This is a genomic window from Lunatimonas salinarum (genome assembly GCF_017811155.1).
In the GTDB taxonomy this organism is placed as follows: Bacteria; Bacteroidota; Bacteroidia; order Cytophagales; family Cyclobacteriaceae; genus Lunatimonas; species Lunatimonas salinarum.
Window position 1 is genome coordinate 321,884 of the sequence record NZ_JACVCV010000004.1, and the last position, 23,084, is coordinate 344,967.

18 protein-coding genes and 1 tRNA gene are annotated in these 23,084 nt (G+C 45.8%); 13 read left to right on the top strand and 6 right to left on the bottom strand.

Annotation, left to right across the window (positions count from 1 at the left end; genetic code table 11):
• Position 1 precedes the first annotated feature (1 nt).
• Positions 2–760 (bottom strand): SDR family NAD(P)-dependent oxidoreductase, encoded by a 759-nt coding sequence (locus IAQ59_RS06875; RefSeq protein WP_209330051.1) that lies wholly within the window; start codon positions 758–760, stop codon positions 2–4.
• A 473-nt stretch (positions 761–1,233) separates the two neighbouring features.
• Between IAQ59_RS06875 and rhaM the strand changes: the two genes are divergently transcribed.
• From rhaM to IAQ59_RS06900, 5 genes are all read left to right on the top strand, one after another.
• Positions 1,234–1,548 carry an L-rhamnose mutarotase gene (gene rhaM, locus IAQ59_RS06880; protein ID WP_209330052.1) on the top strand — a complete coding sequence of 105 codons (315 nt, stop codon included), beginning with the start codon at positions 1,234–1,236 and terminating at the stop codon, positions 1,546–1,548.
• Positions 1,549–1,580: 32 nt separating this feature from the next.
• The gene (locus tag IAQ59_RS06885; protein WP_245189475.1) at positions 1,581–4,397 is read left to right on the top strand and encodes a glycosyl hydrolase; all 2,817 of its coding nucleotides are present in this window, start codon (positions 1,581–1,583) and stop codon (positions 4,395–4,397) included.
• 145 nt (positions 4,398–4,542) lie between these two features.
• Positions 4,543–5,592, top strand: coding sequence for a GntR family transcriptional regulator (locus IAQ59_RS06890; RefSeq protein WP_209330053.1), 1,050 nt, complete (start codon positions 4,543–4,545; stop codon positions 5,590–5,592).
• An 85-nt stretch (positions 5,593–5,677) separates the two neighbouring features.
• Positions 5,678–7,096 (top strand): purine-cytosine permease family protein, encoded by a 1,419-nt coding sequence (locus tag IAQ59_RS06895; protein WP_209330054.1) that lies wholly within the window; start codon positions 5,678–5,680, stop codon positions 7,094–7,096.
• Between the two features lie 25 nt (positions 7,097–7,121).
• Positions 7,122–7,286, top strand: coding sequence for a hypothetical protein (locus IAQ59_RS06900; protein ID WP_209330055.1), 165 nt, complete (start codon positions 7,122–7,124; stop codon positions 7,284–7,286).
• Between the two features lie 211 nt (positions 7,287–7,497).
• On the opposite strand, the gene IAQ59_RS06905 is transcribed toward IAQ59_RS06900, so the two are convergent.
• From IAQ59_RS06905 to IAQ59_RS06915, 3 genes are all read right to left on the bottom strand, one after another.
• Positions 7,498–8,637: a hypothetical protein gene (locus tag IAQ59_RS06905; RefSeq protein ID WP_209330056.1), complete on the bottom strand. Its 1,140-nt coding sequence runs from the start codon at positions 8,635–8,637 to the stop codon at positions 7,498–7,500.
• Between the two features lie 70 nt (positions 8,638–8,707).
• Positions 8,708–9,865 carry an Ldh family oxidoreductase gene (locus IAQ59_RS06910; RefSeq protein WP_245189476.1) on the bottom strand — a complete coding sequence of 386 codons (1,158 nt, stop codon included), beginning with the start codon at positions 9,863–9,865 and terminating at the stop codon, positions 8,708–8,710.
• Positions 9,866–9,889: 24 nt separating this feature from the next.
• Entirely contained in the window at positions 9,890–10,522 is a 633-nt protein-coding gene (locus IAQ59_RS06915; RefSeq protein WP_209330057.1) for a 3-keto-disaccharide hydrolase, read from the bottom strand.
• A 272-nt stretch (positions 10,523–10,794) separates the two neighbouring features.
• On the opposite strand from IAQ59_RS06915, the gene IAQ59_RS06920 reads away from it, so the two are divergent.
• The 5 genes from IAQ59_RS06920 (at position 10,795) to IAQ59_RS06940 (ending at position 19,210) form a co-directional block, all read left to right on the top strand.
• Positions 10,795–11,178, top strand: a complete 384-nt coding sequence (locus IAQ59_RS06920; protein ID WP_209330058.1) for a TraR/DksA family transcriptional regulator — start codon at positions 10,795–10,797, stop codon at positions 11,176–11,178.
• A 2-nt stretch (positions 11,179–11,180) separates the two neighbouring features.
• Positions 11,181–11,741: an SMC-Scp complex subunit ScpB gene (scpB, locus tag IAQ59_RS06925; protein WP_209330059.1), complete on the top strand. Its 561-nt coding sequence runs from the start codon at positions 11,181–11,183 to the stop codon at positions 11,739–11,741.
• 174 nt (positions 11,742–11,915) lie between these two features.
• Positions 11,916–12,938, top strand: coding sequence for a pseudouridine synthase (locus IAQ59_RS06930; RefSeq protein WP_209330060.1), 1,023 nt, complete (start codon positions 11,916–11,918; stop codon positions 12,936–12,938).
• A gap of 111 nt (positions 12,939–13,049) precedes the next feature.
• Entirely contained in the window at positions 13,050–16,637 is a 3,588-nt protein-coding gene (locus IAQ59_RS06935; protein WP_209330061.1) for a response regulator, read from the top strand.
• Between the two features lie 140 nt (positions 16,638–16,777).
• On the top strand, positions 16,778–19,210 hold the full coding sequence (locus tag IAQ59_RS06940; RefSeq protein ID WP_209330062.1) for a PAS domain-containing protein: 2,433 nt from the start codon (positions 16,778–16,780) through the stop codon (positions 19,208–19,210).
• A gap of 1 nt (position 19,211) precedes the next feature.
• Here the strand turns inward: IAQ59_RS06940 and IAQ59_RS06945 are convergent, their stop codons facing one another.
• Positions 19,212–19,820, bottom strand: a complete 609-nt coding sequence (locus tag IAQ59_RS06945) for a DUF6134 family protein (RefSeq protein WP_209330063.1) — start codon at positions 19,818–19,820, stop codon at positions 19,212–19,214.
• A 269-nt stretch (positions 19,821–20,089) separates the two neighbouring features.
• Positions 20,090–20,162: transfer RNA gene (locus tag IAQ59_RS06950), tRNA-Phe, on the bottom strand.
• 90 nt (positions 20,163–20,252) lie between these two features.
• On the opposite strand from IAQ59_RS06950, the gene IAQ59_RS06955 reads away from it, so the two are divergent.
• The 3 genes from IAQ59_RS06955 to IAQ59_RS06965 all read left to right on the top strand — a co-directional run bounded on the left by IAQ59_RS06955 (position 20,253) and on the right by IAQ59_RS06965 (position 23,050).
• Positions 20,253–21,578 (top strand): 4Fe-4S dicluster domain-containing protein, encoded by a 1,326-nt coding sequence (locus IAQ59_RS06955; protein WP_209330064.1) that lies wholly within the window; start codon positions 20,253–20,255, stop codon positions 21,576–21,578.
• Between the two features lie 24 nt (positions 21,579–21,602).
• Positions 21,603–22,397: a (Fe-S)-binding protein gene (locus IAQ59_RS06960; protein WP_245189477.1), complete on the top strand. Its 795-nt coding sequence runs from the start codon at positions 21,603–21,605 to the stop codon at positions 22,395–22,397.
• A 167-nt stretch (positions 22,398–22,564) separates the two neighbouring features.
• Positions 22,565–23,050 carry a hypothetical protein gene (locus IAQ59_RS06965; protein WP_209330065.1) on the top strand — a complete coding sequence of 162 codons (486 nt, stop codon included), beginning with the start codon at positions 22,565–22,567 and terminating at the stop codon, positions 23,048–23,050.
• Positions 23,051–23,084: the final 34 nt, after the last annotated feature.

The following is a 23,084-nucleotide window of genomic DNA, read 5'->3' on the forward strand; positions in this document are numbered from 1 at the left end:
GCTAGTAGGTAGCCCTACCTCCTGAAAGGTCGAATACAAAGGCAGTATTAAAGCTGGATTCTTTGGAAACTATCCAAGTAGCCAACGAGGCTGTCTCAGCCACCGTTCCCAAGCGTTGCATAGGTATCTTCGATGCCATATACTCCAATTGTTCGGGCGCTGTATCCGCATTCATCGGGGTTTTAATTACAGCCGGAGCAATCCCGTTGACCGTGATTCCAGTGGTAGCCAACTCCTTTCCGAGGCTTTTGACCAAGCCGATTACACCAGCCTTCGTGGCTGAATAGCCCGACATAAACGGATTTCCTTCCTTTCCGGCAATGGAAGCAATAAGGAGTATCCTCCCATAATCGTTCGTTTCCATATGGGGTATCACGTGCTTGCATACCAAAAAAGACCCCCGAAGATTTATTTTGTAAATTTGGTCAAATGCTTCTATCGGATAATCCGTAATCTTGGTTTGAGTAGGACCGACGATTCCAGCAGCATGGACTAAGATGTCAATACGACCGAATTTGGCAGCAGCCTCTTCAAATGCCATTTTTACCTGTGTTTCATCAGACACATCTACTACCTGGATAAGGGATTGTCGTTTGGCCCGCTGAAGCTCTTCCTGCCTCCTTCTCAGCAGGTCTTCTTGAATATCCCACAAAATAACCGTGCCCCCCTCGGCAGCAATCCGCTCGGCTACAGCCCTGCCAATTCCATCTGCCGCCCCGGTAACCACCGCCACCTGATTTTCAAATCGTAGTTTTGTCATTTTGGATTTTTCTAAATAGCCCCCTAAACTAACACATCAGCCGCAGGAATCCATAAGAGGCTTGCGCTTTTTATATAAGATAAGGTACTATTTTACGAAAACGGTAAATAGGCTACCGGAAAGTACAGGACAGCCTTTGCATTTTTATTTGTTAAATTTACATGTTAAGGTAAATTCACTTAGTTTTCGACGCCATAAAAACAGCACACCGAATAACCGGCACAGGCCAACAAGTAAATGGTTGGGTAAAAATCATCCCCCGTTGGCACTACCCGGATGCACGTGACTGTACGTTCGTACCTAAGTAGAAGCGCACATGAAATCTAGCACGACGCAAGCGACACACGGAGGGCTGCCCCGATGGCTATCGAGGAATTCGTGCGACCTCACTGCCGGTAGGCAGGGATTCCATGTGACCTGTGAAAAATCAATTATAGACGCATGAAAACTGATTAAAAAACAATCCCAAACCGATGAAGCAAATAGCTTTTACCATGAAACTACTGCCTGGATTTGCAGTAGAGTACGAGAGAAGGCACGATGAAATTTGGCCGACTCTGCAAGCCTTACTAAGAGAATCTGGCATCACAGACTATCACATCTTTCTCGACGAAGATTCCAACACGCTTTTTGCCTTTCAGCAAACCTCGGGAGAGGGCTCTTCTCAGGATTTGGGAAGCCATGAAGTGGTGAAAAAATGGTGGGCTTACATGGCCGATATCATGGAAACGAACACAGATAACTCCCCCGTTACCAAACCACTGAACAAAGTGTTCAGTCTGAAATAGAAGCCATTCCAATTGCGCTAACCTCGTAACAAATGGAAAAAAACGCTACCCAATTTACCTGCATTTACGTCTTTCTTTTTCTATGCTGCATGTGCCAGGGATCTGCCATTCTGGCTCAGGCTTCACACCCGCACCAATCGAACGATACACAGAGCTATTGGCCGGAAATAACCCCAACTGCGAAACCCTGGTCCCGGTGGTGGTGGATGGGCAATGCCGTGGATTCCGCCAATATAAGCAACTTACTGGCAGAATACGCGGCTGCAGGCCTCGGAGGATTGGAAATTGCCCCCATTTACGGGGCAAAGGGTTTTGAGGACCGGTTTGTGGAGTACCTGAGCCAGGAATGGTTGGGATTGTTGGATCATACCGTAGCGGAAGCCAGCAGCCACGGTATGGGAATCGACCTGACACAAGGCACCGGATGGCCCTATGGAGGGCCTTGGGTAACGCCTCAAATGGCTGCGCAACGCATGATCATACAAGCGTATACTTGGGATGGCCAGACAATAGACCGTCCGGTAAAGATGGAAGACCGCAAAGCAGCGCACATGACCTACGAGGTGGCATGTGTGATGGCATATTCCGAAAACGGAAAGGCAACGGAAATCACGAATCACTTGCAAGTAGATGGCACCCTGAATTGGGATGAAAAAGCCAATCACCAAATTTTTGTGGTCTTTACAGCCCAAACGGGACAACAAGTTAAACGGGCTGCACCTGGAGGTCAAGGCCTTACACTAGACCATTACTCCCGTGAATCGGTCAAGAAGTATCTTACCCATTTTGAGGATGCCTTTTCAGAAAACACCCCATCTTTTAGGGCATTCTATAATGACAGCTTCGAAGTTTATGGATCGGACTTCACTTCGGGATTTTTCGATTACTTTGAAAAAAGGCGCGGCTATGATCTGAAAAAACACCTCCCCACCCTGTTGTCATCCGATCCTTCAGAAGCCACTATTCGTTTGAAATCAGATTACCGGGAAACGATCAGCGATATGCTACTGGAAAATTTCACCCAACAGTGGACAGACTGGGCGCACGGGCACGGTAAGAAAACCAAAAACCAGGCCCATGGTTCACCGGGAAACCTGCTGGACCTGTACGCCACAGTGGACATTCCCGAAGGAGAAACCTTTGGATCCAGCTACTTCCCAATTCCCGGGTTAAGAAGGGACAGCGCCGATATACGTAATGTAGACCCAGACCCTATAATGCTCAAGTTTGCGTCATCGGCGGCACACTTGTCCGGAAAAAACCTCGTCTCTTCCGAAACGTTTACCTGGCTAGGAGAACATTTTAAATCCTCGTATTCGCAGGCAAAACCAGAGTTGGAACAAGCTTTTTTGGCTGGGATTAACCACATGTTTTATCACGGAGTCACCTATTCTCCCCAAGATCTGGCCTTTCCCGGTTGGCTGTTTTACGCATCGCTAAACCTAACCACCCACAACAGCCTATGGCCGCATTTCAGTGGCTTCAATGATTTTATTGCCCGAAGTCAAGCAATACTGCAAAAGGGGCTACCTTCCCATGAGATCTTGATGTACTGGCCCATCTACGATGTCTGGGCGGATCCTAAGGGGCTTTCTAAAATGATCACCGTTCACAACATCGACGAGTGGCTACATCCTACTCCCTTTTACCAATGTTCCAAAAGACTGATGGAGGAGGGCTATGCGGTTGACTTTATTTCAGATGCCCTATTGAAAGACATTCAGGTAAAAGACGGACAGCTCCTTCTGAAAGGAGGAAGTAGGGCTGAAGTCATTCTTGTACCCAAGCTAACGTACATGCCGCCAAAAACGTTGGAGACATTGATGCAGCTGGCCAAACAAGGCGCGCGGGTTATCTTCCAGGAAAAGCCCAAGGATGTTCCTGGATTTCACCAAACCCAAGAACGGAGAGCAGCGCTGGAGCAGCTTTGGCAAAGCGTCGATTTTCGGCCTGTAGTTTCCGGCGTTGCAGCGGCTCACTACGGAAAAGGCCAACTAGTAGAAAGCGAAGACTTTCAAGAAGCGCTCAACTTTTCTGGTGTAAAAAGAGAAAACCTTACGGCATCGGGGCTTAAATTTATCAGGCGAATCTCAGACAAAGAAACCTACTACTACTTGGTAAACCATACCGCAGAAGCCATCGATGAATGGATCCCTCTAAATCACGGCGGCAAGGAAGCGATCATTCTAGACCCACAGCAGGGCCGATCCGGAAAAGCCGAATCGAGGGAAGAAGCCAATCAGTTCTATGTGCGGGTTCAGCTGGCTTCCGGAGAATCCCAGGCATTGAGGGTACTGCCAGAAACCGACGCCTCGGCAAGCCTTTGGCCCTGCAAAAATGAAAGACAATATTCGTTAACACTTATTGGGCCCTGGCAGGTTTCCTTTCTATCAGGTGGCCCTTCCATGCCCGAAAACCGGCGAATCGAAACGATCCGGCCATGGACTTTTTGGGGAGATGAGCGAAACCGATCCTTTTCCGGTGTGGGTGCTTATGAAACCACCTTTGAGATTGACAACGTGTCCGGAAAGCGCTTTATACTCGACTTAGGGACCGTACACGAAAGCGCGAAAGTTTGGGTCAACGGAAATGAAGCGGGGTACGTGTACGGTCTTCCCTTCCGAATCGATATCAGCGATCACCTGGTAGCTGGCAAAAACATCCTAAAGGTAGAAGTAGCCAACCTGATGGCAAACCGGATCAGATACATGGATCAACAGGGAGAAGAATGGCGTAACTACCATGAAATCAACTTTGTAAACATCGACTACAAACCTTTTGATGCGTCCGGATGGGAGGTAATGCCCTCCGGAATCCAAGGCCCGGTTACTTTGGAAATTTACCGCTGATAAAACTTAACCGGTATTATCAGCCAAGAATCAATTAATTAGACTTTTCAAAAATAAGAACTTCAATTATTCGGAAATACTCGATTTCATTGATAAATTACAGCAATTCACTGGAACCCAATTGACAAACTGAAATAACCCTGTCATGTTAGCGACTAAGACTTCCATACGACTGGATGAAAACTCCAGGATCCCAAAATACCTTCAAATAGTCCATTCAATTATCGAAGACATCGAGACACAGCACCTCGCGGTGGGTGATAAGATTCCTTCCATCAATGAAATCAGCGAGGAGTATTACCTTTCCCGGGATACCGTAGAAAAGGCGTACAACCAACTAAAGGAAAAAAAGATTATCGTATCGGTCAAAGGGAAAGGATACTATGTGGCGAGAAATATTTCCCACAATAAGGAGACGGTACTTTTCTTGATGAATAAATTGAGTAACTACAAGTTGCGCATTTACAATTCCTTTATTGATAGCATGGGGAGTTCTGTACAGGTAGACCTACAAATATACCACTGCGATGCGAAAAATCTCCTGAACATCTTGGAAGAAAACATGGGGGCATACGATCACTTTGTGATCATGCCGCACTTTAAAAACGAGGACAAAAGCCATTACAACCACGATAGTAATGTGCTGGAAATGCTCAAAAAAATCCCTTCGGAGAAGTTGCTGATCATGGACAATTACCTGGCGGATTTTGAAGGGGAAGCAGCTGCCATTTACCAAGATTTCAAACACGACATTTATAAAGCCCTTTGTGAGGGTATTTTCCAACTCCAGAATTATGAAAAACTGCTGTTGGTATATCCGCAGCAAACCGTCTATCCCTACCCTAGAGAAATCATGGAGGGGTTTAAAAAATTCTGCAAAGATTTTGAGTTTGACCACGAAATCCTGGAGACCGTCTACACCGACATGGAACTTCGGTCTGGAGACGTTTTCATTGTAATCGAAGAAAACGACCTGGTCAATCTGGTCAAACAGGTCAGAGAGCAAAACCTAGCGTTGGGGGAAGATATCGGTATCATTTCTTACAATGATACCCCGCTGAAAGAACTGCTCGGCATCACGGTCATTTCCACGGATTTCAAGCTTATGGGAGAGACCGCCGCCTATATGATCCGAAAGCAAAAAAAAGAATCTGTAAAAAACGTATTTAACTTTATCAATCGAGGTTCGGTCTGATCCCGGATTTGCCGTAAAGCTTCCAACACCGGCTTGGGGTCAGGATGAACGTAAAAAGTAAACATATAGGTATAAGCAAGTTTTTATGTGGAATAGAAAAGCGTTAGTACAGCGATTAGATGCGGTAAATGAATACGAGCAAGAGCCAATACCGGAAAATAAACTTAAGGGTTGGAAGAGTTTTCTGGGTACCTACGCTGGAGAACACACGGCGGGTACTGAATTTGTTATAGGCCCCTTGTTTGTAGCCCATGGCGCCAGTGCGGTGGACTTGGTGAGCGGCTTGATCATCGGAAATATTCTGGCCGTGCTAAGCTGGGCATTTTATACCGGTAAAATTGCGGTAAAAACCCGAGTGACCCTTTATTACCAGCTGGAAAAAATAGCCGGACACCGATTTACCACACTCTATAATCTGGTAAATGCAGGCCTCTTCTGCTTTCTTGCAGGCGCTATGATAGCCGTATCCGCAACTGCGGTTGGAATCCCTTTTGACTTGGCCATGCCACAGTTAACCGACGTGTATCCAAACAGCGTGGGTTGGGTATTGACGGTTTTTGGGATAGGAGCCATCACCACGGTGGTCGCCATGTTTGGATTTGACCTTGTGTCCAAATTCGCCAACGTGGCAGCACCCTGGATGATCATGATATTCATTGCGTCTGCGATCGCTGTATTGCCACGCCTCGGTGTCTCGCAGATAAGTGAGTTTTGGCCTGTAGCCAAGGATGTAATATGGACCGGCATTCCCTTGGAAGGACAGAGCAAATTCACCTTTTGGCATGTGATGTTCTTTGCCTGGTTTTGTAACATGGCCATGCATATTGGCCTCGCTGACATGTCCATCCTGCGCTATGCTAAAAAGTGGCAATTTGGCTTTGCTTCTGCAACGGGCGTATTTCTGGGCCACTTTATCGCATGGATCGCTTCTGGCATCCTGTATTCACTCTTTTTGCTTGAATCCCAAAACAGCTTGACTTTTGCACCAGGGCCGATTGCCTACAGTGCCGTGGGGATAGCAGGAGCCATCTGCGTGATTATTGCAGGCTGGACCACTGCCAACCCCACCCTATATCGGGCCGGATTGGCAATACAATCCATCAATCCAAAATGGAAGACGTGGAAGGTGACCCTATTTGTCGGTTTAATAACCACCATAGCGGCCTGCTTTCCGGCCTTGGTGATGATGCTCCTGGAATTTGTGGCTCTCTATGGCTTGATATTGATGCCATTGGGTGCGGTTATATTCATTGATATTTACCTGTTCGAGAGAATTGGCCTTCAGTCAAACTACGCCCTTTTGACCGGATCCAAGTTGAACTGGTCTGCCGCACTTACTTGGGGAATTACGCTGGTTTTTTGTCTGGGTCTAAACCTGTTTGGAGGCGTGGAGATCTTCTTCCTAGGCCTTCCGGGATGGTTTGTGGCGGTAGCGGTTTACATCATTGCGGCCAAGATTAACCAAAAGAAAACAGTATCGGCGGGTGCGAAGCTCCCAGCCTAAACGCAATTTACTAAAACAGTTTTAAATGAAACCCCTTATAAAAATTATCTCATTTATCGGACTGGGATTATCCATTGTCCCAGCGATATTGGTATTTCAGGGCTCCATTACCTCGGATAACTGCAAAACCCTCATGGCTGTAGGAACTCTCCTCTGGTTTGTCACCGCACCCTCATGGATGAACAAATAGAAAGTGCTTCCCGAAAGAGGCTTTGCGAGAAGTACTTTTTGCCCCAAAGAATGGACACCCTCAAGGTTTGAGTGTGATAAATTGCATCTTTTACACCCTCAGATGTCCTCGCCTGAGGAACCATTGTGTCATGTCCCTACCTCTCCAGGTGGCAAAAGATCGTTGATTCCGGCAGCGTTTTCCGGTCATTTTTTTGCGGGTACACACTGAGCTATTCCATGACACCGAAAGACCCGAGCTCACGATCGATAAGGGCATTCCATCGCTCCTGTGCAGATCTATTCGTCCCGTGAGATGTTTCTCTGTCATATTGCTCCTGCATTCGGTTCATCTCCCGATAGCTTTCCAAAAACTCGAAAGAGACTACCCTGTCAAAATTGTGGGGTAGCAAGTCCATCGAGGAAAGCCTTCTTTTCAGCCGCTCGGTGATGATCTGAGCAATATCAAAATGACGCTGCTCGTGGTTCAATCCATAATCATTGTTGCCTGGCCTTACCCAAGAAGAGTTTTTAAGCATGTAAGTCTTGAACATCAGCTCAATCTGAACTTCTCCGTCCACCAGCCTGCTGTCTCCCTCGTATGCGATGCTCGCAAAAATCGAAGCCGCAAAATTCCCCATTCTGGGCCTTCCTGTAAAATCCGACCAGGTAAGGGGCCGCTTAGGGTCGTAAAAAACCGTATCATCCCGGTTATCCACCCGGTAATCCCGCATCGACACCGTAACCCGGTCTGCCAATTTCTCGTTGATACTGGCTTCCCTCTCTATCCAGTCGTGAAAGTAGGTAAGTGCATTGCCCAAGGACTTTCGAAAAATCGGCTCTATCACCGCTACTTGTCCTACTTTGCGCTTATAGGACATCCCACCTTGAAAATCAAGCAAGTGAACAGCTTCTCCATTTCGCTGCAAAAAAAAACCGAAGTCGAGGTATACATCGCCCGCTATGATGCCTCTACTGCTGTCCGTGATTTTCTCTACGATTTTGCAATCCCTTACCTGCACACTGATCGGCCTGAGCGAAGGGTTTCTTAGGACAGCGCCGAAAACAAAAGCCTCAAGTCCACGCATCGTTCCTCCGCGCAAATCAACCAGACTCAGGTTAGCACCCGCACTTACTGAAGAAACCAAGAACGCCACCGGTGTCCGATCGGATCGCTTATCCTCCAATTTTGCGAAAAAATACTGCGTAGGCTGTAAGTCTAGAGGCAGTACCCGCAAGTCAATGGATGAATAGCTCGACTGTGAAAAAACGCTATTTGAAAACACAACAAACAAAAAAAAGTGCAGCACTACCCGAGCAACGAAGTTGGTTCGGTCGGACCATTTTTCCACATATTCGGGTGCAGGCTTCAATGCTTAGACGATGGACGTAGTTACCTAGGGATAACAGCTTTTCCCTGTTCATGGTTCTATCTCTGAAAGCTCAGTGGTATGCCGGCATCCTCACACCGGAAACCTTGGAAATTCTCTGTAGCGAATCCACGACTTTTGGATCAAGCGGTATACCATCCCGTAGACGGATGGCGTAAGCGCGGTGTTCAGGCTCGCCAGGAACCAGCACCTCGCTTGCACCTGGTAACGGCGGAGTAGACCGCATAACCCGGATCCACTCATCCACCGATTGCTTGAAAATACAAGGATCCTGAAATCCATCAATATCCCACGCTCCAAAAAAATGTCCAATGCCTTTACCTACTTGTTTCGCTTCTTTAGGGGCACCTTTAATGGCAAACGGCACCGCAAAAGGACCCCAATTGGCACCGCTCAAAACCGCCGAAAGTAAATCCACCACGGTGGCTATGCAGTATCCCTTATGACCGCTTCCAGCCTCATCACTTCCAAGAGGAAGCAATGCGCCACCTTGGATCATCGCTATGGGATCCAAAGTCGTATGTCCATGAGCATCAATGCACCAGCCATGTGGAACCGACTTGCCTTGTCGCTCTGCGATTTCTACTTTACCATAGGCCACCGTACTGCTGGCCATATCGATAATGAGTGGTTTTTCGGTACTTGCCGGAAAAGCAATCGCGATTGGGTTGGTTCCCAACATTTTTTCTCTGCCGTTAAAAGGAACAACGCCCTTTGTCGTATTGGTCATGGATAGGCCAATCAGGTCTCTTGCCAGCGCCTGAACCGGATAATACCCTGCCGCCCCATAATGATTCGTGTTGCAAACGCTTACCCAGCCGGAACCATACGCTCCGGCTTTGTCCATCGCAATTTCATTACACCGGGGCCCTACTATCAGCCCCAATCCATTATCGCCATCCATAGTCGCTACGGAGGCCTTTTCACGAACTACGCGGATCATTGGGTTCTTATTGATCTTCCCCCCTATTATCAAGTCAAAATACGTGTCCAAACGGGCTACACCATGGGAGTCAATACCGTGCTCGTCGCTGTATGCCAATACATCAGCGGCTAGCTCGGCATCCGCCGCAGGGATACCGGTCCATTCAAATACTTCACGGACATACCTTCTTAAATCCGAATGACCAAAGGGAGTAGGCTCCATCACGCATGGGATATTAAATGAAAGACCCAACCTTCCAATAATGTGATGGAAGCGTTGGGCCATAATTTATTTCCATAAAACCAATTTTCAAGGCAATGGCTTGATCCGGATATCTTTGTAATAGATTACACTATTTGGATCGTGTGCCTGTAGGGCAATGGTGCCATGACCCAAGCGCTTCTTGCTTTCTCCGATATCACCCCTGTCGTTGGCTTCCACAAATTCGTTGATGACTTTCCCGTTGACTTTCACAGTCACTTTATTTCCTTGAACGATGATCGTCTTGGTATACCACTCCCCGTCATTTACAAACGTTTCCCGCACATCCTTAAAACTATATACACTACCGGTCTTTCTCCAGTCTCCGTGTGTTTGATTTACCTGTATCTCGTAACCAACATCCGGCCACCCATCCTCAATGTAGGTAGTATGGATGAAAATACCCGAATTGGCCTTGGGTTCAGTCTTGATTTTGGTCTCAAACTCAAAGTTTTTAAAATCATGCTTATTTACCTTTCCGGCATAAAACAGATGGGCACGGGGACCATCTACTTTGATGGCTCCATCTACCACATTAAAAGATTCGGCGTTTACGCCTACTTCCCACCCTTTTAGGGATTTTCCGTCAAAAAGCGTATACCAACCATCCTTGCTTTTCTTTTGTGCATGGGCAGAAAAGGCAATAACGGCCAGGGTACACAGTAAAATGATTTTTTTCATGTTGTTTTTGGTTTATTGGCTTTAATAGTTCGATAAATGTAAGGCATTCCTATATAGATGTCAAAGCTATCTTTACGTAAACGGCAGAAACAGGTACGGGAAAACGCCCCATCGCTACCGGACAGATTCCATATCGTTCATTCGGGGATAAGCGGTCTGGTCTGTCAAAATTAGGATGAATAGGTTTTGAAATTCAAAACCTAGCCGTAATTTAGGGAAATTTTTATCAATTTTTGACTAATTGATTAAGTAAACAGTAAACCGTTAAACGCATGGGTCAAGTAGAGAAAACTTCCTATTCACAAGAAGAACTAAAGGAGTTTGAAGAGCTGATTAACGAAAAGCTTGCCGTAGCCAAGGAAGAGTTATCCCAGCTCAAACAAACGCTGAGCAAAAGCAACGATAGTGGAACTGATAATACGGCCTCTACGTCCAAATTGCTGGAAGATGGAGCGGATACTTTGGAAAGGGAAAACTTGAGTCAGCTCGCTGCCAGGCAACAAAAATTCATCATCAATTTGGAGAATGCACTGCGAAGGATCAAAAATGGCACTTATGGTGTGTGCGTGGACACGGGGAAACTCATCGCCAAGGAACGCCTAAAGGCTGTTCCCCACACAATGCACAGCATTGAGGCAAAACTCGCCAAAAAATAAGCGTGGATTTTCTACACCGCCATATCGAAGCCCTCATATTCTGCTCCCAAGAAGCTTTGGCTGTCCCCGATATTCAGCGATGCCTCTCAGAGATGTTTGAATCCGAAGTACCGGTAGCCCATATAGAAAATGCGGTCTCGGAACTTACAGAAAAATACCAACAAGAGGACTTCGCCTTTGGATTGGAAAAGATCAGCGGGGGATACCTTTTTTTGACCAAACCTTCGTACCAAAGCAGCATCTCCATCCTGCTAAAACACCAATCCCAACGCCGGCTATCCACAGCCCAACTGGAAACACTATCTATCATTGCATACAAACAGCCGATCACAAAGTCCGAGATGGAGCAAATACGCGGTGTAAACTGCGATTATTCTGTGCAAAAACTACTGGAGAAGGAACTGATCACCATCAAAGGCAAATCCGACAGTCTGGGTAAGCCGATGCTGTACGGAACCAGCCAAAAGTTTATGGATTACTTCGGTATCAACGATCTCAAAGACTTGCCCCAGCCCAAGGATTTTGCAGAGGAAGAAAACCAAATTGGCAATCAAACCAACTGAGTTCTCTGCCTGAAACCTAAATCTACCGACATCATCGGGGGCCGACGACCCACATTCTTTGCGCCTGATAACCGAAATTACAAAATAATTGCACTACCTTTGTGTTAGTTTTCGGGTATTTCCGAAGAATCAACTACAATCCATTTTAAATACAGCAGAGATGCTGCTAGTCTAATGAAAAATCCAAGAAAAGCGTACGGAGATAAGTATGCCAACAAAGCCAATCCATCGTCTCGCTCAAAAGAAAGGCAGCCTGGCGCTAATCCCCAAGAAAAATCAACCGCTAAGAAGCTATATAAAGGACGGGATAAGTCGCAAAAACCCATTTACGAATGGGTAGAGGAGGCCCCGGCTAGGCAAAAGCCCGACCCTAAGAAGCCCTTTTCCAGAATAAAAAAGGATGGACCTGGAAAGCAGGCCCTGTCCCAACCGGAGTACGCCTTCAAAAGTGGAAAAGGTGATCACAGCGAGGAGGAGATCAGGCTGAATAAATACATCGCCAATGCGGGCATCTGTTCCCGGCGGGAAGCGGACAAGCTGATAGAAAAAGGAGAAATCTTGGTAAACGGCGATGTGGTCACTTCTCTTGGTTATAAAGTAAAGAGAAGCGATAAGGTCTCTTACAAAAACCGCAAGTTGAACCCTGAAAAACCGGTATACCTGCTTCTGAACAAACCTAAAGATTTCATCACGACGACAGATGATCCCTTCGAGCGAAAAACGGTGATGCAACTGATTGCAAACGCCTGCGACGAGCGGGTATTCCCTATCGGCCGGCTGGACCGGAACACGACCGGTCTGCTCCTTTTTACAAACGATGGAGAACTTTCCGAACGGCTGGCACACCCTTCCAATCAGATAAAAAAAATTTACCAGGTCACCTTAGATAAGCCCATTACTAAAAAAGATTTTGAATTAATTCAAGAAGGCATCGAATTGGAAGATGGCCCAACGAACGTAGATGATCTACAAGTGCTTTCCAAAGATCGGACGATCCTTGGGTTAGAGATTCACTCGGGCAAAAACAGGATTGTTCGACGTATATTTGCCCATTTCGGCTACGAAGTAATCGGACTGGACAGGGTCATGTATGCCGGATTAACCAAAAAAGACCTGCCTAGAGGTAATTACCGTTTTTTATCCGAAACCGAGGTCATAAACCTAAAATACTTAGGCAAATCAAAAAAGCCCTCTTGAGGACGGCCTTTTTGATTTCTTGCCTTTTTGGCACGGTTCCCGAAAAAATTAAAATAAAACGTGTATTTTTACTTCAAGTGATCATTAGCATGACTTTGTTACTTCTTATTAATGAACCGTACCAATCCCAACAACCCTCTCCAAAAGAGCTCACTAGGATATGCCAGGTTTAAGCAGCAAAATCTATCTGGACTAAAAAAGGGCGCAACCTGCTTTCTAGTACTGGAGACAAACCCCGCATTTTGGAAGGCTATAGGTATTAACTCGGAGAAATCCACCCAGCTGGAAACGATTAAACCTGAACATGAATTTCCTTGGACAGTACTCAATTATGTAGTTCAAAATCCGTCCCAGGAATCGTTCAACGAGGTGTTTTTCGTTTCGCTAAATAAGTGGTTTAGGTATGAATCCACGATTTTGGAGGATACTGAAATATCCGTACTGCTGATGGATATCACCTCTCAAAAACAGGCGCAAAAAGATTACGAAGGATTTGCCAAAGGCAACCTAGATTTCCTTTGCATTATAGACCAAGCCGGGCACTTTTTACGTGTAAATTTTTCGTGGGAAGAAAAAACCGGACACGCTATCGGAGACATTTTGGGAAAATCCCTGTTTGAGCTAATCCATCCGGAAGACCTCGAATCCTCCAGGGCAGCATTGGCAGCCCTAGAGGAAGAGGGAATGATTTTTAGTTTTATCAACCGATTTCAATGCAAAAACACGAACTATATCCACCTAGAATGGCACGGTGTCCGGATCAATGAACGAGTGTATGCCTCTGCAAGGGATGTGAGCGAACGAATTAAATCGCAAGCAGAACTTCGGCATACCAAAGAGCTTCTGGAAGACGCCGGCAGGCTTGCCCATATTGGAGCCTGGGACATGGATATTGCCACCAATCGAATCAAGTGGTCGCAGATCACCCGTGAAATCCACGAAGTAGAGTCAGATTTCGATCCCAACTTAAATTCAGGTATCGAATTCTACCAAGAAGGGTACGACCGGTCGCGAATCAAATTTTTAGTCAAACGCGCTCTTGAAACCGGCGAGGGCTACGACGAAGTTTTTCGCATCGTCACCGCAAAAGGAAACCTCAAGTGGGTGAGATCCTTGGCCAAAGCGGAATTTAAGAACGACCAGTGTATCCGCTTTTACGGCGTGTTTCAGGATATTAATGATTCCAAAAACGCTGAAATTGAGCTAGGTCATCTGGCCAATCTTCAAAACATCTTGGTAGACATGGCATTGACCTACATCAATATGCCACCCTCCGAAGTAGGTAAATCACTTGTATGGTCGCTTAGAAAACTTGGGGAATTTAGCCAAGCGGATAGAGCTTACATATTTTCATACGACTGGGAAAAAGGCACCTACAGCAATACCTATGAATGGTGCGCAGAGGGCATCACACCCCAAATCACCACACTACAAAACGTGTCCATTTCCGATATCCAAGAGTATGCGGAAATACACCGGAGTGGAAAAGAAATACTTTGGGAAGATTCCTCTCTACTGCCTAAGAAAAGTCCCGTTCGCAAGTTAATTGAAAGCCAAAATATTCAAAGCTTCTACACCTTACCTATCCTGAGTGGCGATCAGTGCCTGGGGTTTGTAGGCTTGGATTTCGTTCAAAGAAAATACACCTATCGGGAAAGTGAGCGCATTCTATTGACTTTCCTCGCGCAGCTTCTGGTAAACATCGAATTGAAGCATCAGACCTTGCAAGAACTGATCACGGCGCGTGAACGGGCAGAAGAAGCCAGTAAATCGAAATCTGATTTTTTGGCAAATATGAGCCATGAAATCCGTACCCCTTTAAATGGAGTTATTGGTTTCACCGAATTGTTGCTCAGCACAACATTGGATGACATCCAACGGCAGTATGCAGCCAATGCCCACGTATCCGGAAAGTCACTTCTCGGAATCATCAATGACATCTTGGACTTTTCGAAAATCGAGGCCGGCAAGCTGGATTTGGAGATATTTGAAACCGATGTCTGGGAAATAGCGGAAGAAGCAGTAGATATCGTCAAGTACCCTGCCGGACAAAAAAACCTGGAGCTTTTACTAAACATAGATCCCGAGACTCCCCAATTCGCCTACTTTGACCCCACGCGCCTAAAGCAGATACTCATCAACCTGCTCACAAATGCTGTAAAATTCACCGAAAAAGGCGAAGTAGAACTTCGACTAAATTATAAGCAGACACCTGAAAATTCCGGCATTTTTTCATTCGCGGTACGGGACACCGGAATTGGTATCCCAAAAGAAAAGCAGGAGCGCCTTTTCACTGCTTTTACTCAAGCAGACAGCTCCACCACTAGGAAATATGGCGGAACCGGACTTGGGCTTAGTATCTCCAATTTGCTTGCACAAAAAATGGGAGCCTCTATCAAATTGGAAAGCGAACCGGGCCAGGGATCGGAATTTTCCTTTCAGCTGGAAACCAGGATATCGCCAAGTGACGGAGAACGCGACGGTATTAACGGATCTATACAGCAGGTACTGATTATAGACGACAACGAAAACAGCAGCAAAATCACCGAACGAATCCTCAATCATTGGGGCATCCTTACTACCCGGGTTAGGAACGGATTTGAAAGTCTCAAACTGCTGAATGAAAAAGATCGGTTTGACTTGGCTATTGTAGATTACCACATGCCATTTCTAGATGGACTTGAAACCATCGAAATCATTCGAGAGAAAATGCGAATAGGAAACGAAGAATTACCCGTGATTTTGGCACATAGTCCATTGGATGATGTGGATCTTAAAGCTGCGTGTAATCGGCTGGATATATCCCACTGCTTCGTGAAGCCCATCAAATTCCACACACTTCGCACCTTAATCGAATCCGTGGGGTCTGATGGTGATGCAGGCAAGCATAATAGCAAACTGCAGCCCGAAATCAATAACTCCGGATCCTCCAAGGTAATTCTCATTGCCGAAGACGTTCCCATGAATAAACTGCTGGCAAAAACCTTTCTAAGCAGAATGATACCGGATGCCAAAATCTTGGAAGCAAACAATGGCGTAGAGGCGCTACAAATCGCTCAAAACCAGGTTGTCGACCTCATTTTAATGGACGTAAACATGCCGGAAATGGACGGTATAGAAGCCACTCAACAGATTCGTGCACTACCAAACAAAGGTGCTTCAACCGTTCCGATTATCGCACTTACCGCTACTGCACTTACCGAGGAAAAAGAGCGGTGTCTCCAAGCTGGAATGGATAATTTCCTTACAAAACCCATTAAACAAGACGACCTGTACACCTTCATCATCCGGTATTTATTCCAAGAGAATATAAACGATAAAGCCTTGGAAGGTACCGAGGAATTGGAAAGATTTAATAAGATTAGTCTGCTCAAAAGTATCAATGGAGACTTGCGCATTTACCAACTTATGCTTTCTTCATCAATAGAACTTGGAAGGGAGTTAGCCGATTTAAGTGAACTCATACATCGGAAAAACTTCGAAGCGGCCATACAACTGGCCGGCTTTATAAAAGAATCTACTGAAGCAATGTACTTTTGCAACCTGACAAACTTCATGAACCAGTTGATTGGACTCTCCACACCGGACTGGGATGTGATGGAGAAGCTAGCGGCTGAGATCGATAAAGAATGGAAACAACTAAAGCCGAAGTTAATTTACGAGTTGAGCGAACACCCTCAAATCGGACAAGGAGTTTAAAAAAGAAACCGGCCACATGGCCTAGATAAACAGATAAAAGCCGTACCTTTCTATTTAGAGTGCGCATTCTTTTCCTTCTGTTGATTATGGAAGCATTTAGTATCCTAAACATTCATTTACCGCTAAAATTTTTAAACCGTATGGGTTACGGAATGCTGCTGGTAGAAATGAACGGCGTAATTACCCTTTCTGATCCACTTGCCCTGAAGTATTTAGCCCCTACAAAAAGAACCTTGGTTGGCCAATCTATTTCGAAGGTGTTTCCAAAACCGTGGGCTGACAGGATATTAACCCGTATGCAGGAAACCCCGAGTAAAAACTTCGAACAGACGCTTAAGATCCCCTCTGAAAATGGCGCTGCCTTTCTAAATGCTAGTTGGGAGACTACACCAGAAGGATATTGGGTATTTCTATGGCAGGAAGTGACCGAAAAGAATAAAGGTTACATAGAATCTATTTTGGCTGCGCTTCCAGACTTGTTTTTTATTATCGACCACGAGGGCAGGTTTTTAGAGACAAAGCCAACCCAGATAAACGAACTCGCTTTTCCCTTAGAGCACTTTATGGGAAAATACATACGGGAAGTTTTCCCAACCTCTTTGGCTGAACCGATGCTAAACAGCATTACCTCCTGCCTGAAAGGCCAAGAGGTCTGTTCCCTTCAATATCAGCTACCCATCGATGGAGTTACCCGTGATTTTGACGCGCGGTTTTCACCATTTGGTACAGACCGTGTCATCGTCTTGGTCAGAGACATTACGGCCACCAAGGAAACCGAAAGGAGCCTGATAAAAACCAAAAACTTTTTGGAGCAAGCCGGGCAAATGGCCTTAGTGGGGGCTTTCGAGTACTTTCCTGCCACAAAGCAGCTAAATTGGTCAAAAGCTACCAGACAAATCCACGAGGTTCCAGAAGATTTCCGGGAAAATCTTGAAAATGGGCTGGAATTTTTCGAAGAGGGTAGTTATCGAGAGGAAGTGATAGCGGCGATGGATACGGCTATCAATTCAGGTATGCCGGTTGACTTGGAAACTAAAATCAGGACCTATACAGGCACCCAAAAATGGGTGCGGATAAAGATCAATTCCGAAGCTGACAATGGACAATGTGTCCGGATATACGGAATCGTACAAGACGTAACCGAACGAAAAAAAAGGCTGGAAAACCAGCAGCAGTTTATCAAAGAAGCACCTTCCGCTATTGCCATGCTTGACACGGAGATGCGCTATATGGCCTACTCAAAAAAATGGCTGGAAGATTACCAAATTACCGACGAAAACCTGCTGGGCAAATCGCATTATGAGATTTTTCCGGAGATCGGAAAGGAATGGCGTGAATTTCACGCCCAAAGTCTCCAAGGGAAAAGCTTTGGCCGGGATCAAGACCGGTTCGAGCGGGCCGACGGTTCTGTCAATTTCATGAAATGGCGGATAAATCCTTGGTATGACGGGGACAAAATCGGAGGAATCATCATGCTGACCGAGGATGTGACCAAAGAAAAACTAGCTCTTGCCAATCAACGGAAGCTCAGCAAAATAGTCGAGGAATCCTTCAATGAGATTTACCTCTTCGATCGGAATTTGACTATAATCAATGCCAATAAAGCAGCGATCAAAAACCTAAAATACAGCGATGCGGAACTTACCAATAGGAAGCTAACGGACTTGATGCCAGATATCGAAATCGAAGATTTCAGTTCGCGGTACCTAAAACCCCTCCTCGAACAGGAAGATCTCAGCATTAATCTGGAAACGATTTACCAACGCAAGGACGAGACCATTTATCCGGTAAAGATAAATTTGAAAAGACTGGTTGTAGATGACGAGGAGTATTTTGTTGCTATTGGATTAGACATCTCTGAGCGTGTCCGCCACCTTGCGGCTATCGAAGAGCAAAACCGTATCCTGAAGGAAATCGCTTGGATGCAATCCCATGTAATGAGAGCGCCACTTTCCCGAATGATGATGCTGCTTTCCCTTCTTGAAAACAAGGACATTGTCTATGAAGAAAATGACCTTTTGAAAAGCCGGGAAGAAGTCATCGCGTCTGTGCAGGAAACGGCCCAAGAAATCGATAGGATCATCACCGACATTTCCCAGAAGACAATTATACTAGACCCTTCCTTTGAACAGGCCACTCCGGTAAAAACGCCAAAGCACCGAGCTGAAAGTTTAGAAACAGCGCTTTGGATCATCGATCAAGATGAATTGAGTCAACTGGTTAACCGCTATGCGGTGATTCAACAGGATATATCAGAGCGACCACGGCAGTTTCACGATTCTGAAGTTGCTTGGCAAACGTTGCTCTCAGAAAATCAATCAGGTAAATCCCTCCTGGTACTTTTAGACCTTGACACGCATTCACAGGGAAAAACAGATTGGTTTAAAGCCCTTAAATCCATCCAAATACACGCAGACCTCACGGTAATAACCATGAACGAGAGCGGCGAAAAAGGCGCCGAATCCAAGTGGAAAGGGCATCCCTTCATTCTCAGCCATGTCTCCAAACCCCTCAAAAAAAAGCAGATAGCCCATATTCAAGCCATCATGGATAAAAAGAGGGACATAACCTAGTCTATTTCCGCTTTATTACATAGTTTTTTATTGGGTTTTGCATCACCGCACGCTGTAATTTGCCTCCTTTGTATTCGTAACGATTTCGGTTTCCATTTGCCAGCGACTCGTAGCCCCCATCTTCCACTTTGTACACCTCCCCAAATACACCGTAATTCTCCGCCAGCATCCGATCGGTCTCCATGGGTTCTTCGAAAAACAACCGAACGGCACTATAATTCACCTCCTCAGAAATCTCGTCCTTGAATTCATATTTATAGGACTTGGCATCCACCTTGTACACGCTGCCCTCCCGCCAGACCCTAGATAGAAAATCACCCCTATTTGTAGACGATTCTACCCTAGAAGAGATTAGGCGGTCTCTTACATAGCTGACTTCGGTGAGGTAATCTACGTTAATCTGCCCAAACAGCCAGAAACTAACCTTTGACGTCAATTGAAAATAGGTAGTATCTTGGACGCCCCACTTCTTTGCCTCCATCTCTCCAATCGCAAAGCCCGCAACGGTAATATCGTACCTATGGACCTCTTGGGCCATCACCGGATTTACAAAAACCACGAAAACGGTTAGCAAAAACAACAGAATAGGAGTAGGGGCTGGACGAGGCATTTTTGGGTAGATAAGGAGCAGGTTTATGGACTTTTCGTTTCAATATAGTCCCCAGCGACCAATTTGCCAAAAATGTTGCTTCCCGATTAAATTATTGCTAACGGAACTACAGAATTGGCAACAATCTAAATTAAAACAGGTTCAAAATAGTATGCATAACGACTATTTGCTAATTTGCGGTATGAATTCGATCGCCTACATATCCATTTCAGCCCCATTCAGCGGGGAAAGGACAGATAATAAAAAAGCCCCGTTATTAGCGGGGCTTGTGGTGATGAGTGGGCTCGAACCACCGACTCACGGATTTTCAGTCCGATGCTCTACCAGCTGAGCTACATCACCTCCTTAAAGTGATGCAAAGGTAGGTATTTGTATGGTTTGTACAAATGATTTAACACGAAAATTTAGCTTGAAAAAACCAATTTATTCACAATGAGCATATTAAGTACCCTACCTTTTTTGGTATTGTTGGCTGCTGCGGGGATCATCCTTTTCCGACGGATACAGTTTATCCGGACAGCCATATTCCTCGGTAAACCGGAACTTCGGAATGACCAAAAACCCGTTCGATGGAAACTAATGGGCTTGATCGCATTAGGGCAGCAAAAGATGTTCAAACGCATTATACCGGCCTTTTTGCACCTGTTGATCTACGTGGCGTTTGTGATCATCAACTTAGAGGTGTTGGAATTTATCTTAGATGGACTGACTGGATCACACCGCTTTTTCGCTCCTTTCCTGGGCGGTTTCTACTCGGTGGCCATGAATATATTTGAGTTCTTGGCAGTTGCAACCCTTTTTTCTTGTGTGGCATTTCTAGTTAGACGCAACATTACGAAGGTACCACGTCTTACCATGAACGAACTGAGAGGCTGGCCGGCCTTAGACGCCAACCTGATCCTTTTTATTGAAATTGTGCTCATGGTAGCGATCTTGACCATGAACGCAACCGATCAGCTGCTTGCCCAACGGGGAGTAACCGGTTACATACTGCTTGATGGACTGATGTTTAGTACTTTCCTCCACCCACTATTTGAGGGTATGGGTGAAAATGCACTCATCATGACCGAGCGGTTCGCTTGGTGGTTTCACATCATTGGTATCTTGGCTTTTGCCATCTACGTGAGCTACTCCAAACACCTTCATATCTTTTTGGCATTCCCCAACACCTGGTATTCCAACCTCAACCCGAAAGGCAAAATGAAGCATATGGATGAGGTAACCAAAGAGGTAAATCTCATGTTAGGCCTTGGAGAATCTTCCACCGAGGAGCCTGCCGAGGTCAGCCGCTTTGGTGCCAAAGACGTTGTTGACTTGAGTTGGACCAATTTGATGAATGCTTTTGCTTGCACAGAATGTGGACGATGCACCGCAGAGTGCCCTGCAAACATCACCGGGAAAAAGCTTTCTCCCCGCAAGATCATGATGGATACCCGGGATCGTGCCGAGGAAGTGACCAAAAGCCTGCTTTCCGGAGGCCCTGGCGCAGACGATGGAAAATCCCTATTGGGCGACTACATTACCAAAGAAGAGATCAACGCATGCACCACCTGCAATGCATGTGTAGAGGCCTGCCCGGTTAATATTGACCCCTTATCCATCATTTTGGAATTGAGACGCTACACTTCCATGGAAGAAAACAGCAGTCCTGCCCAGTGGAACACCATGTTTCAAAACATCGAAACCAGCTTTTCCCCATGGAAATTCGCCCCAACAGACCGGTTTCGATGGGCCGATGAACTAAAGAAGAAACCTTAAATTTAACACCTAACATTCAACTCGATGAGCGATACGTATGAGGTACCCACCATGGCTGAACTAGCCAGCATCGGTGAAACACCGGAGGTACTTTTCTGGGTAGGTTGTGCCGGTTCCTTTGACGAAAGGTACAAAAATGTCACGCAGTCCTTTGTGAAAATATTAAACGCTATTGGTGTAAACTTTGCCGTGCTAGGCGAAGAGGAAACCTGCACCGGTGATCCGGCACGAAGGGCGGGGAACGAGTTTCTCTTTCAATTGCAAGCTATAAGCAATGTGCAGGTGCTCAACGGGTACGGCATCAAAAAGATTGTCACAGCCTGTCCCCATTGCTTTAACACCATAAAAAATGAATATCCGGCCTTAGGCGGGAGTTATGAGGTACTGCACCATAGCCAATTTCTGCAACAGCTTATTCAGGAAGGCAAAATAGTACTTAAAGGGGGCGGTTCCTTCCGAGGCAAAAAAATTACCTTCCACGACAGTTGTTACCTAGGAAGGGCAAACGACGTGTACGAAGCCCCAAGGGATGTGATCAAAGCCTTGGACGCAGAACTGGTAGAAATGAAGCGTTGCCGCACAAAGGGCCTGTGTTGCGGAGCGGGAGGCGCTCAGATGTTTAAAGAACCCGAGTCCGGAAAAAAAGATATCAACATAGAACGCACCGAAGAAGCCCTGCAAACAGGCGCTAAAACCATCGCTGTAGGATGTCCCTTTTGCCTCACCATGCTTTCGGACGGAATCAAGAACAAAGAAAAAGAGCAGGAAATAAATGTGTTGGATTTGGCGGAGATCATCGTAAAGGATCAAGGGCTCTAAAACCATGTTTCCTCTTATTTCGGGCAGACAAAACAAAAACAAACGCAACTTTCGGTGTGTTTATGAGTTTAGATGTTCGGATTTTTGTATCATTATCCTTGAATTGCACGTTAAACCCTTACAGCGAAAAGTTAGCCCGACTGGATTAGCCTATAATTAAAGCGAATATGTACGTTCCTTTTGAAGAAATGCCTTACTCTTCCCGGATTTGGATTTATCAAGCCGACCGGCCCTTTGCAAAGGATGAAATCACTTGGATAGAAAATAAGCTGAAAGCTTTTTGTGATGGGTGGAATACCCACGGCCAACAGATGGCCACATCATTCGAGGTTCTGCTCAACCAAGTCATTGTCCTTTCCGTAGACGAACAAAGCTTGCCCGCAAGCGGATGTTCCATAGACAGTTCTGTCCGGGTGCTGAGGGAGATAGAAAACAAATTAAATCTAAACCTGCTTGACGCAGGCAAGATTGGCGTCATTCAACACGACAGACTCGCAGTCAGTAAGCTTGGCAGCGTAAAAGCAGAGGTACTTGCAGGTAATATTCTTCCAGAATCAAAAGTGATAGACCCTACCGTCAGCAAAAAAGAAGATTTAATGGCCAATTGGATCATTTCGGCAAAAGACAGCTGGCTAAAACGGTATTTTAATTGATTTTACCTATAACTAAATAAGCGTCATTCAACAC